Genomic DNA, 12,059 nt, shown 5'->3' with positions numbered 1-12,059 from the left:
GCGCGGCGGCCGTCCCTTCCTCTGCGGCGAGCCTAACCCTCCCCCGCGGCGGAGGGGTTGCGGACCCCCACCCCGGGACGGGACGGGCAGCTTCCGGACCCGGCTGGGGGGTTACGCGGGTCCGGGGTCCGGCTCGGGTGGGGTGGGGTTACGCCTCTTCCGGGTCCGGCTCCGCGGCGGACTGGGCCTCGGCGCGGCGGCCGACCACGGCAGCGGCGGCGACGGCGGTGCCGAGGAAGGCCGTGGCCACCACCCAGGGGCGGTCGAGGGCGTGCCCCGTGGCGTGGTCGACGGAGTACCGGCCCGCACCGGTGACGCCGATCGCGGCGGCGACGAAGCCGAGGAACGCCGGGTACTCGTAACCGCCGCCCTGGGCGAAGAAGCCCGCGGGGGCGTGGACGGCGACGGCGCCCGCCATGGCCCCCGCGGCCGCCGCGCCGGCGGCCGGGGTGGCGAGGCCGAGGGCGAGCAGGACACCGCCGCCCGCCTCGCCGAGACCGGCGGCGACGGCGCTCTCCCGGCCCGGCCGGAAGCCCATGGCCTCCATCGCCTTGGTGGTGCCCTCGATGCCGCCCCCGCCGAACCAGCCGAGGAGTTTCTGGGTGCCGTGCGCGGCGAGTACGGCACCGGTACCGACCCTCAGGACGAGGAGCCCGAGATCGCGCCGGTTGGGGTGGCCCATGTGTTTCTCCTGTGCGGGAGGCGGACACGTATGCCCTCCACTGTCGTCGCCCTCTCCGGCCCGCGCCTGCCGGGGCACCGGCTGAGTACTCCGCTTGAGTCATGTTTTGCGGCATTTGTCCGGTGCCGTTTCAGTGGGAGGGACGTCACCGTTCATGGGACCCTCACGAGCGGCGCCTCGTGGCGGCCCGAGGAGGTGCGTACGCACGACCGCCGGGGCCGCCGCTGAGCGCGCTCGCGGGCGCCGTCTGGCAGGCGCTGCCGGTGGCCGGAGTCGCGGCGCTGGTCCTCGGCGTCCTCGCCGGAGTGGTGCTCATCGTGTCTCCGCTGGAGTCGGCGGCGGTGCTCGCGCTCCCCGGCGGGATCTGGCAGGTCGCCGTCGGCGCGGTCGAGATCGTGGCGGCGTTCCAGGTGCGCTCGCGCGCCAGGCACCTGCCGACCGGGGCGGGACGCGACGGTTCGCCCGCTCCCCTCCGTCGCACGCGTCCCACCCCGCCGTCCGCCCGATTCCCGGGCGGGCGGCGGACACTGTTGACGCGTGCGCTACATTTTGCCGGTCCTAGACCACCGATCCCCCGAGATCGCGACCTTGCGGAGCCGGCACCCCATGAGCGACATCGTCAACGGCCTCGGCCGGGCCGGCGCCTACGGCGCCCTCGGCGTGGTCCTGCTGATCCTCGGCATCGTGCTCGTGGACCTGCTGACCCCCGGGAAGCTCGGGCGCCAGATCTGGGAGGACCGCAACCGCAACGCGGCGACGCTGCTGAGTTCGGCGCTCCTCGGCATCGGCGGCATCGTCTTCACCTCGATCTGGACGACGTACGACGACTTCGGCAAGGGCCTCGTCTCGACGGCCGCCTTCGGGCTCCTCGGCCTGGTGATGATGGCCGTGGCGTTCCTGGTCGTGGACCTGGTCACGCCGGGGAAGCTGGGCGCCACCCTGGTCGACCCGCAGCCGCACCCGGCGGTCTGGGTGACCGCCTCCTGCAACATCGCGGTCTCGGCGATCGTCTCCGCCTCGATCGCCTGACACCCGGCTCCTTCCCCCCGGTTCACCTCACATGGGCTCCACCTCCAGGAAGCGGCGCCCGCGCGGGCCCTTGTAGAGGAGGGCCTCCCAGCCGAGCCGCGCCAGGGCCGGCACACACGCGCCGAGCGCCGCCTCCTCCTCCCGCGCGGCGCCCGAGCCCGAGGGGCCCAGCCACTCCACCACCGCTGTGCCGGACCGGTCCCCCGCGCGGACCCGGTATCCGGTGGTGACCCGCACTCCCGAGGCGTCCACGGCCGAGGCCGCGAGCCCTCCGGACTCCAGGGCGAGGGCCACGGCACGCACCGGCTGCCGGCGCTCCCAGTCGGCTGGCGCCGTCCTCGGGTCCCCGCCCCGGTCCAGGGTGAGCCGCCTGATCTGGAGCAGTCCGTCGACAGCGGCCCGTATCTCCCGGGACCGCTGCTCGGCATCGGCAGGGGGCAGCGGCGGTCCGTCGCCGGTGGCCGCCTCGAAGGCGCCACCGCCCCCTGACCCCGCCGTCACCGCGGCCGCCGTACGGCAGCGGTGACGTCCTGCGACCGCTTCAGCCTGGTCGTCGTCATCATGGTGAAAACCGTAGGGGCACCCACTGACATCGGTACGCGTAGGCGAGGAAACGTGACCGGCTGCCGGACGGGCGTCGGTCCCCGGAGTCTGACGGGTGTCCGCCCGGCGCGGCAGCCCGTCCATCCGTGTGAACGGGCGGGCGTCGGGCATGTGGCCGACGCCCGCCCAGGGGCCTCGTCCTGGCGGGCGGAGGTCGTCGGCTTGGACTTTCGCGCCGGTTCGTGGATCCTTCTCCGACCCCGTGGCGGGCGGTCGGCCGGCTCGCGATCATTGCCGTATGAACGACGACATCCCGCTCCCGCTCGCCATGGCCTGGGTGACCGCGCCCAAGGCGTGGTCCCTCGCCGAAGGCGTCCTCTCGGTCACGGCCGCCCCTCACACGGACGTCTTCACCGACCCGATCGGCGGTGGCGCCCGCCGCGACGCCGCCGTGGCCCTGACCGTGCCGCCGGAGGGCGACTGGCAGCTCTCGGCCCGCCTCCGGGTCGACTTCCGGTCCGCCTGGGACGCGGGCGCGCTCGTCGTGTGGGCGGACGACGACCACTGGGCCAAGCTCACCTTCGAGCAGGCGCACGACGGGGCTCCGAGCGTCTATTCGGTCGTGACCCGCGGCCGGTCCGACGACGCGCTCGCGGGTCCGGTGGCGGGGGACGCGCTGTGGCTGCGCATCAGCCGGATCGGGGAGGGGTACGCCTTCCACGTATCGGACGACGGCGCGATCTGGCGCCTGGTACGGCAGTTCACCCTGGGCGAGGACGGCGCCGCGCCGCGGGTCGGCATCGTGGCGCAGTCGCCCGTCGGCGAGGGCTGCCGCGTCGACTTCGACGCGTTCCGTCTCGACCCGACGACGCTCGCGCACCTCTTCGACGGCCGGTGACCGTCCGAGGACGCGTGCGTACGGGCGTCAGCGCCCGGCGAGCGTCCAGTGAAGGACGGCCAGTTCTGTGGGGAGCGGCACGTGTTCGAGCCGGTGGGCGCCGCCCGCTCGCCCGCCGTCGAGCTGCGGCGCCGCCCCCGCGCCTACGCCGATTCGCGGTGGACGAGTTCCGTCGGCAGGATCACCGCCGACGGTTCCTCGCCCGCGATCCGGGCCAGCAGCATCCGTACCATCTCGGAGCTGATCCGGTCCCAGGGCTGGCGGATCGTGGTGAGCGAGGGCCGGGAGGACAGGGCGGCCGGGGAGTCGTCGAAGCCGCCCACGGCGATGTCCTCGGGCACCCTGCGGTCGGCGCGGGCGAGGGCGTCGAGGACTCCCTGGGCCATCAGGTCGGAGGCGACGAACACGGCGTCGACGTCCGGGGCCCGTTCCAGGAGGGCGCGGGCCGCGTCCTCGCCGCTGGCCCGGCTGTAGTCGCCGGCGGCGATCAGCGTCTCGTCGACGGGCAGCCCGCACTCGGTGAGCGTCTCGCGGTAGCCGGCGAGGCGTTCCACCCCGCCGGGGGTGTCGAGCGGTCCGGTGACGGTGGCGATCCGGCGCCGCCCGGAGGCGTACAGGTGGCGGACCATGTCGCGGGCGCCGTCGCGGTCGTCCGCGGCGACATAGCCGATCTTGGCGGTCTGGCCGAGCGGCTTTCCACAGGCGACGACGGGGACGCCGGCCTCGTGCAGCCGGGCCACCACGGGGTCGCCGGAGTGGCTGGAGACGAGGAGGACGCCGTCGACGTGGCCGGCCTCGATGTAGCGGAGGTTGCGGCGGCGCTCGTCCTCGGTGCCCGCGATCATCAGGAGCAGCGGGATGTCCTGGGCCGCGAGCGCCTGGGTGCAGGCGCGGAGCAGCACGTTGAAGTTGGGGTCCTCGAAGAAGCGCTCCTGCGGTTCGGTGAGGAGGAAGGCGACGGAGTCGGACTTGCCGGTGATCAGCGAGCGGGCGTGCCGGTTGACGACGTAACCCGTTCTGCGGATGGCGGCGTCGACGGCGGCCTTCGCCGTCGGGCTGACGTAGTGGCCGCCGTTGAGGACGCGGGAGACGGTGCCGCGCGAGACGCCGGCCTCGCGGGCCACGTCGTGGATGGTCGCCGGTCGGCGCCTGCTCGCTGCTGCGCTCATGCTCTGTGTTTCCCCTCGATCCCCTGTGCTCAGGACTTTACGGCGCCGGAGAGCAGGTCAAGGCTCCAGAAGCGCTGGATGACCAGGAACAGGGCGATGAGCGGGACGATCGCGAGGAGCGCGCCGGTGATCACCAGGGTGTAGAGGGCGGGTGTGTTGGAGCCCTGGGCGAGCAGGGTGAAGAGGCCGACGGTCATCGGGAACTTCTCGTCGTCGCTGAGCATGATGTACGGCAGGAGGAAGTTGTTCCAGATGGCGACGAACTGGAAGAGGAAGATCGTCACCAGGCCGGGGCCCATCATCGGGACGGCGATCCTGAGGAAGATCCGCCACTCCCCCGCGCCGTCCATCCGGCCGGCTTCCACCAGCTCCGCGGGGACGGCGGCGCCGGCGTAGACGCGGCCGAGGTAGACGCCGTACGGGGAGAGGATCAGCGGCAGCAGGACGGAGAGGTGACTGTCCGTCAGGTCGACCTTCGCCATGAGCAGGTACTGCGGGATGGCGAGGATGACCGGGGGCATCAGGACGCCGGTGAGCAGGATGTTGAAGACGGTCTCCCGGCCGCGGAAGCGGTACATCGCGAGGGCGTAGCCGGAGACGGCCGAGACCATCGTGGAGAGGATCGCGCCGAGGCCCGCGTAGAACAGCGAGTTGCCCATCCACTTCCAGTAGACGCCGTCCCGGTAGGCGTCGAGGTCGGCGAGGTTGTCGGCGAAGCCGCTGCCGGGGAGGAAGGTGAAGGTGGAGAAGAGTTCGGTGCCGGACTTGGTGGAGGCGACCACGACCCAGGCGACGGGGAGCAGGCAGTAGGCAGCGCCGAGCAGCAGGGCCGCCGTGGGCAGGACGGCGAATCGGCGGGGGCGCGGGGGTCCTTGGGAGGTGCTGGGGGTGGTGCCGGCGGCGGGGGCGGACCTGCGGGTCGGGGCGGTGGTGTCGAGCGTGCTCACCGGCTCCCTCCTTGCTTCGTGCGGGTGGTGGTGAGCCTGAGCAGGCCGAAGGAGAGCAGGAACGTGGCGAGGGCGAGGACGACGGCGGTCGCCGACGCGCTGTGGACGTTCCCGGCGACGAAGGCGTCGCTGTACACCTTCATCAGGGGGCTCCAGGTGGTGGAGATGCCGTTGGTGAGCGGCTTGAGCGTGGTGGGCTCGGCGAAGACCTGGAGGGTCGCGATGATCGAGAAGAAGAAGGTGAGCACCAGCGAGGGGGCCACCATCGGGATCTTGATGCGGAGCGCGATCTGGAGCGGGGTGGCGCCGTCGAGCTCGGCCGCCTCGTACACCTCGGTGGGGATGGAGCGCAGCGAGGTGTAGATGACGATCATGTTGAAGCCGGTGCCGCCCCAGACGGCGATGTTGGCCATGGCGCCCATGAGCATGCCGCCGTCGAGGAGGTCGGGGCGGGGCAGGCCGGCCCGGTCGAGCAGGTGGTGGAAGGGGCTGACGTCGGGCAGGTAGAGGAAGCCCCACAGGAGCGCGGCGACGACGCCGGGGATGGCGTACGGGAGGAAGATCGCGAGCCGGGCGAAGGAGCGGGCGCGGACGCGTTCGGTGTCCAGGAGCAGGGCGAAGAGCAGGGCGAGGCCCAGCATGACGGGGACGACGATCGCTCCGTAGCCGAGGACGCGGAGGGCTCCGTGGCCGAGTTCGGGATCGGTGAGGGCGTCCGTGTAGTTCTCGATTCCGGCCCACACCTCGGAGCGGGCGCCCTTGCCGAGGCCGAGGCCCTTCACCTGGACCTTGTGGAGGCTGAGCCAGAGGGCGTAGCCGATGGGCAGGGCGAAGAAGAGGGCGAAGAGGACGACGGCGGGGAGGAGGAAGCCGTACGGGGCGGCCTTCACCCCGTACGGCGTCCGGCGTGCGGTGGTCACCGAGCGACCTCGAAGCCCTGCTTCTCCAGGTCGGCGACGGTGGCGTCCCGCATCGCGGTGAGCGCCTCGCCGAAGCCCGACCTGGCCTTGGCGGCCTTGCCGTAGCTGTCCTTGAAGGCGGAGTAGGCGACGTTCACGTTGGGGCCCCAGGCGGCCGGTGCGGTGGTCTTCGCGATCTCGGCGGCGCGGGCGTAGAAGTCGGGCTGGTGGGGGAAGTGGTCGGGGGCCTTGGCGAGGGCGCCGCTGGTCTGGGCGGCGGTGGCCGCCGGGTAGATGCCGCTCTCCTTGACGAGGGCGGCGAGGGCCTTCGGGTCGGTGTTCAGCCAGACGGCGAACCGGGCGGCGGCCTCCTTGTGCTTCGAGTCCGCGGTGACGGCGGTGGAGGAGCCGCCCCAGCTGCCGGTGGCGGACTCGCCCTTGGTCCACTGCGGGAGGGGCGCCATGGCCCACTTCCCCTTGGTGTCGGGGGCGGCGGTGGTCAGGACGCCGGGGGCCCAGACGGCGCTGACCCAGCCGATCTGCTTGCCGGTGTTGACGGCCTTGTTCCAGGCGGGGGTGTACATCGGCTGGTTGTCGACGGCGCCTTCGGCGACCAGGCCGCCCCAGAAGTCGCTGACCTTGCGGGTGGCGGGGTCGTCGATGCCGACCTTCCAGGTGTCACCCTCGAAGGTCCACCACGTGGCACCGGCCTGCTGGGCGAGGCCGGCGAACTGGCCGGCGTCGTTGGCGGAGAACGTGGTGAGTGCCTTGTCGGGGGCCTTCTTCCGCAACTCGCGCGCGGTGGTGGCGAACTCGTCCCAGGTGGTGGGGACGGAGAGGCCGTACTGCCGGAAGAGGTCCTGGCGGTAGAAGAACATCATCGGCCCGGAGTCCTGCGGCAGCGCGTAGACGGCGTCGCCGCCGAAGGTGGTCTGCTGCCAGATGCCGGGGGCGAAGTCGTCCTTGGCGTCCTGGGTCTCCTTCGCTATGTCGGCGAGGGCGTCGTTGCTGACGAGGGTCGGCAGCGCCTGGTACTCGGCCTGCACCAGGTCGGGGCTCTTGTGGGCCTTGGCCGCTGTGATGATCTTGGTGACCAGGTCGTCGCCGGAGGCCTGCTTCTGCACCGTGACCCGGATGTCGGGGTGTTCGGCGTTCCAGAGGGCGGCGACCTTGTCCATGCCGGGCGCCCAGGCCCAGTAGGTGAGCTCGACGGGGCCGGAGCCCGAGCCCCCCTTGGCGTCGGAGCCGGAGCCGCAGGCGGTGAGCGCGGTGGCGCCGACGAGGACGGCGGTGGCGGCGGCGAGGCCGCGGCGCGTGAGGTGGGGCATGGGGGTTCTCCCTGACCGAATGGGGCCTCATCCGGGGACGGTGAGGCCGGCCATGCATCTGTGAGCGTTCACAGTAGAGAAACGTTCCGGACACTTGTCAATGGTTGTTCGTGTGCGGTTATGTTGCGATGCCCGCTCGAGATCGAGTGTGTGCACGTTCCCAGCAGACACGGCTTTCATCGTTCGAGGTTTCAGGAGAGACTCATGTCGCAGCCCACGCCCAAGGGCCTGCCCCGGCTCGCGTTCGGCGGGGACTACAACCCCGAGCAGTGGCCGGAGAGCGTCTGGCAGGAGGACGTCCGGCTCATGCGGGAGGCCGGCGTCACCATGGTGAGCGTCGGGATCTTCTCCTGGGCCCTCCTCGAACCGGAGCCGGGCCGGTACGACTTCGGCTGGCTCGACCGGCTGCTCGACCTGCTCCACGAGCACGGCGTCCGGGTCGACCTCGGCACACCGACCGTGGCACCGCCCGCCTGGTTCTACCGCGCCCACCCGGAGGCCCTGCCCGTCACCGCCGAGGGAATCCGGTACTCGTACGGCTCACGCGGAGCGATCTGCCACAGCTCCGCCGCCTACCGCACGGCCGCCACCGGCATCACCACCGCACTGGCCCGCCGCTACGGCGCCCACCCCGCGCTCGCGCTCTGGCACGTCCACAACGAGTACGGCGTCCCCGTCAGCGCCTGCTACTGCGACAGCTGCGCCGCCCACTTCCGCCGCTGGCTGCACGGGACGTACGGCTCCGTGGAGGCCGTGAACGAGGCCTGGGGCACCGCCTTCTGGGGGCAGCGGTACGGCTCGTACGAGGAGATCGACCCGCCCCGGGTCACGCCCACCGTCGGCAACCCGGCGCAGCGGCTCGACTACCGCCGCTTCGCCGACGCGACCCTGCGCGAGAACTTCCTGGCGGAACGGGACATCCTCCACGAGCTGGCGCCCGGCATCCCGGTCACCACCAACTTCATGACCGCCCTCAGCCAGTGCGACTCCCTCGACTACTGGGCCTGGGGCCGCGAGGTCGACCTCGTCACCAACGACCACTACCTCATCACCGACGGCCGCCGCACCCACGTCAACCTCGCCATGGCCGCCGACCTCACCCGCTCCGTCGCCGGCGGAGCGCCCTGGCTGCTCCTCGAGCACTCCACGTCCGGGGTGAACTGGCAGCCGCGCAACCCGGCCAAGCGTCCCGGCGAGATGGCCCGCAACTCCCTCGCCCACGTCGCCCGCGGCTCCGACGGCGCCCTGTTCTTCCAGTGGCGGCAGTCCCGGCGCGGCGCCGAGAAGTTCCACTCCGCGATGCTCCCGCACGGCGGCACCGACACCCGGATCTGGCGGGAGGCCGTCGCCCTCGGCGCCGGCCTGGACGCGCTCAGCGGGGTACGCGGCACCCGGACCGTCCCCGACGTCGCCGTGCTCTGGGACTGGCACTCCTGGTGGGCGCAGGGCCTGGAGTGGCGACCCAACGAGGCCCACGACGCCCGCGAGCGCGCCGACAGCTTCTACGAGACCCTCTACGACCGGCACCTCACCGTCGACTTCGCCCATCCCGAGTCCGACCTCTCGGCCTACCCGCTGGTCGTCGTCCCCGCGCTCTACCTCACCACCGGGGCCGCCGGGCAGAACCTCCGCGCGTACGTCGAGAACGGCGGCACCCTCGTCGTCTCGTACTTCTCCGGGATCGTCGACGAGCACGACGCCGTGCACCCCGGGCCCTACCCCGGCGCGCTGCGGGACGTCCTCGGCGTGACCGTGGAGGAGTGGTCGCCGCTCCTCGACGACCAGCGCGTACGGATCGCGGGGCCGGACGGCGCCACCCTCACCGGCGACGTGTGGACGGAGTTCGTCCGGCCGTGCGGCGCCGAGACCGTCTGGACGTACGCGGACGGGCCCGCCGCCGGCGGGCCCGCCGTCACCCGGCACCGGCTCGGCCGGGGCACCGCCTGGTACGTCTCCACCCGGCTGGACACGGCCGCGCTCGACGCGATCGTCGCCGCCGCCTGCGAGGACGCCGGAGTCGCCCCGCGCACCGCGCTCCCGCGAGACGTGGAGGTGGTGCGGCGCGCCGGGGAAGGCGGGGCGTACGTCTTCGTCCTGAACCACACCGGCGAGGACGCGAAGGTGCCGCTGGACGGCGCCGGGACCGAACTCCTCACCGGCGGAACTCCGGCGGTCGGCACGCTCACCGTCCCGGCCGGCGCCGTCAGGGTCGTACGCCTGACCGCGCCATCCCCCTCCCCGGCCGGTCGCCGGGGCCCCGTTCTCCCCGGGGACGGCAGCGCCCGCCGCGCCACCCCCCGGGCGAGCCGTACCCCACGAGGAACCACCGCACGACACCTCCCGTCCGCCACCGTCGAATGGACTCGACCATGCACCCCGCCCCCCTCAGAAACCGCTTCCGGCTGCGCGCCTCGGCCGTCGCCGCCGCGCTCGGCGCCCTCCTCCTGGCGCCGCTGCCCGCTGCCCCGCGGGCCGATGCCGCAGCCACCCTCATTAACGCCGGGTTCGAGGCCGGCGCCACCGGGACCGCCACCCCGGCCGGCTGGTCCACCTACTCGGCCGCCGGACAGCACGCGGCCTCGTTCACCGAGGCCGGGGGCCGCGGCGGCGGGCACCGCCTCAGCCACTGGTCGGCGTCCGCGTACAAGGTGGAGACGTACCAGTACCTCTCCGGGCTCACCGACGGCACGTACACGCTGAGCGCCTGGGTGCGCTCGGGCGGCGGCCAGAACGCGGCCTACCTGGCCCTGCGCGGCTGCGGCTCCGCCGAGCGGCGCACCGATCTTCCGGTGACCTCGAACGGTGCCTGGATACGGCTCGTCACCTCCGTCGAGGTGATCGGCGGCGCCTGCACGGTCAGCATCAACTCGGACGCCGGGGCGGGGCATTGGCTCAACGTCGACGATCTCACCTTCGCCCCGGGGTCGACCGGGCTCGCCGTGAAGGGCGTCGACCTGTCCACGCTCAAGAAGAGCCAGGACCTGGGCGGCGTCTACCGGACGAGCGCGGGCGCCGTGGGCGACCCGGTCGCGATCCTGCGGAACGCGGGCGCGAACTACGGACGTCTCAAGGTGTGGGTGAACCCCGCCGACGGCTACAACGACAAGGCCCGCGTCCTCGCCGCCGCCCAGCGCGTCAAGGCCCAGGGCATGAAGCTGCTCGTCGACTTCCACTACTCCGACATCTGGGCCGACCCGGGCGCCCAGACCAAGCCCGCCGCCTGGCAGGGCCACTCGTACGCACAGCTGAGGACCGACGTGTACCAGCACACGTACGACGTCCTCAACGCCCTGAAGGCACAGGGCACCACGGCCGACATGGTGCAGATCGGCAACGAGATCAACACCGGCATGCTGTGGCCCGAGGGTTCGACGAGCAACTGGTCACAACTCGCGGGGCTGCTCGACTCCGGGATCTCGGCCGCCAAGGCGGTCTCCTCCGGCACGCAGATCGCCCTGCACCTCGCGCACGGCGGTGACAACGCCCTGTACCGGACGTGGTTCGACAACGCGAAGGCGCGGGGCGTGAACTACGACGTGATCGGGCTGTCCTTCTACGGCTACTGGCACGGTGCCCTGTCCTCGCTCCAGAGCAACCTCGACGACATCTCGGCCCGTTACGGCAAGAAGGTCCTCGTCGTGGAGACCGCGTACCCGTTCCGCCTTGACAGCGAGGACACGCACGAGAACATCATCGACCTGCCGTCGGAGCTGGTCCCCGGCTATCCGGCGACCCCGGCCGGGCAGTCAGCCTGGCTGCGGGACGTCATGAACGTCGTCGAGGCCGTCCCGAACGGCCGTGGCCTCGGAGTCGTCTACTGGGAGCCGGCCTGGACCGCCGTCACCGGCAACGGCTGGGACCCGGCCGACCCCTCCTCCGGCAACGGCTGGGAGAACCAGGCCCTGTTCGACTACGACAGCAGGCTGCTGCCGGCGGCGGGCCGGTTCGCCCGCCGCTGACCGCACACCAGGAGGAAGGGGCGGGCTCGTTCGCGAGCCCGCCCCTTCCTGCTCCCCCGGCTGCCACTCGGCCGGCGAGCCGTCGTCCCGGCGCCAGGCCGGGTTGCTCCGGCGGTGCCCGATCCCGGCCGCCCGCCCGACCGCCTTCGCGTCGACCTCGATGCCGAGGCCCGGTCCGGTGGGCGGGGCCACGTGCCCGTCCTCGTACCGGAAGACCGAGGGGTCGACCGGGTGGTCGAGGAGGTCCGAGGGCCCGGTCAGCCGGATGCGCCGGCCCCGGGAGCGGCGGGACGGCCGGCGCGCCGGGTCCGCAGCCACGGAGGCCTGAGGGGAGCGTCCGGGGCCTGGGCGGTCCCCGGTTCGCGCGCTCGGTCCGCGCCGCCCGCGGTCCGCGTCCCCGGTCCGCGCCCCCGGGTCCGCGACCCCGTCAGGGATTCCTCGGCATCGAAGCGCTTCGATCTTCCTGAGCTCGATCTCTGGACACGTCAACCCCGCCGCGTTACGGTCTCGCTGAGCTGCCGAGGTGATCGTCCGCCCGTGATCGTCCGACAGCGCCGCAGGTCTTCGTCGAAGCGATTCACCTCAGTCACGGCCCCCGAGGAGAA

Annotated in this window: 10 protein-coding genes and 1 pseudogene; 4 read left to right on the top strand and 7 right to left on the bottom strand. The window is 72.6% G+C overall.

Going from position 1 to position 12,059, the window contains the following annotated elements:
- Positions 1 to 148 precede the first annotated feature (148 nt).
- Together ABZ567_RS12350 and ABZ567_RS12345 are read right to left on the bottom strand one after the other, a co-directional pair.
- Positions 149 to 682, bottom strand: coding sequence for a DoxX family membrane protein (locus ABZ567_RS12350; RefSeq protein ID WP_360787524.1), 534 nt, complete (start codon positions 680 to 682; stop codon positions 149 to 151).
- Positions 683 to 834: 152 nt separating this feature from the next.
- Positions 835 to 1,113 carry a hypothetical protein gene (locus ABZ567_RS12345; RefSeq protein WP_360787521.1) on the bottom strand — a complete coding sequence of 93 codons (279 nt, stop codon included), beginning with the start codon at positions 1,111 to 1,113 and terminating at the stop codon, positions 835 to 837.
- 175 nt (positions 1,114 to 1,288) lie between these two features.
- On the opposite strand from ABZ567_RS12345, the gene ABZ567_RS12340 reads away from it, so the two are divergent.
- On the top strand, positions 1,289 to 1,711 hold the full coding sequence (locus ABZ567_RS12340; RefSeq protein WP_360787518.1) for a DUF350 domain-containing protein: 423 nt from the start codon (positions 1,289 to 1,291) through the stop codon (positions 1,709 to 1,711).
- A gap of 27 nt (positions 1,712 to 1,738) precedes the next feature.
- Here ABZ567_RS12340 and ABZ567_RS12335 read toward each other — a convergent pair whose 3' ends face one another.
- Entirely contained in the window at positions 1,739 to 2,212 is a 474-nt protein-coding gene (locus ABZ567_RS12335; RefSeq protein WP_360787515.1) for a hypothetical protein, read from the bottom strand.
- 340 nt (positions 2,213 to 2,552) lie between these two features.
- On the opposite strand from ABZ567_RS12335, the gene ABZ567_RS12330 reads away from it, so the two are divergent.
- The gene (locus tag ABZ567_RS12330; RefSeq protein ID WP_360787512.1) at positions 2,553 to 3,152 is read left to right on the top strand and encodes a DUF1349 domain-containing protein; all 600 of its coding nucleotides are present in this window, start codon (positions 2,553 to 2,555) and stop codon (positions 3,150 to 3,152) included.
- 143 nt (positions 3,153 to 3,295) lie between these two features.
- Here ABZ567_RS12330 and ABZ567_RS12325 read toward each other — a convergent pair whose 3' ends face one another.
- Genes ABZ567_RS12325 through ABZ567_RS12310 form a run of 4 tightly spaced genes read right to left on the bottom strand, consistent with a single transcriptional unit; the run spans position 3,296 to position 7,495 of the window.
- On the bottom strand, positions 3,296 to 4,321 hold the full coding sequence (locus ABZ567_RS12325) for a LacI family DNA-binding transcriptional regulator (protein WP_360787509.1): 1,026 nt from the start codon (positions 4,319 to 4,321) through the stop codon (positions 3,296 to 3,298).
- A 29-nt stretch (positions 4,322 to 4,350) separates the two neighbouring features.
- Positions 4,351 to 5,268, bottom strand: coding sequence for a carbohydrate ABC transporter permease (locus ABZ567_RS12320; RefSeq protein ID WP_360787506.1), 918 nt, complete (start codon positions 5,266 to 5,268; stop codon positions 4,351 to 4,353).
- Complete coding sequence (locus ABZ567_RS12315; protein WP_360787503.1) at positions 5,265 to 6,188, bottom strand: sugar ABC transporter permease; 924 nt, start codon at positions 6,186 to 6,188, stop codon at positions 5,265 to 5,267. Before ABZ567_RS12315 ends, ABZ567_RS12320 begins: the two co-directional genes overlap by 4 nt.
- A complete protein-coding gene (locus tag ABZ567_RS12310) occupies positions 6,185 to 7,495 on the bottom strand; it encodes an extracellular solute-binding protein (protein WP_360787500.1) in 1,311 nt (436 codons plus the stop codon). Before ABZ567_RS12310 ends, ABZ567_RS12315 begins: the two co-directional genes overlap by 4 nt.
- A 204-nt stretch (positions 7,496 to 7,699) precedes the next feature.
- On the opposite strand from ABZ567_RS12310, the pseudogene ABZ567_RS12305 reads away from it, so the two are divergent.
- Positions 7,700 to 9,715 (top strand): annotated as a pseudogene (locus ABZ567_RS12305) (beta-galactosidase); the annotation flags it as partial.
- Between the two features lie 149 nt (positions 9,716 to 9,864).
- The gene (locus ABZ567_RS12300) at positions 9,865 to 11,454 is read left to right on the top strand and encodes an arabinogalactan endo-1,4-beta-galactosidase (RefSeq protein WP_360787497.1); all 1,590 of its coding nucleotides are present in this window, start codon (positions 9,865 to 9,867) and stop codon (positions 11,452 to 11,454) included.
- Positions 11,455 to 12,059 lie beyond the last annotated feature (605 nt).

Source organism: Streptomyces sp. NPDC016459 (assembly GCF_040632845.1).
Classification (GTDB): domain Bacteria; phylum Actinomycetota; class Actinomycetes; order Streptomycetales; family Streptomycetaceae; genus Streptomyces.
The sequence above is the reverse complement of the archived record's forward strand: the minus strand, read 5'-3'. Positions and strand labels throughout refer to the sequence as shown.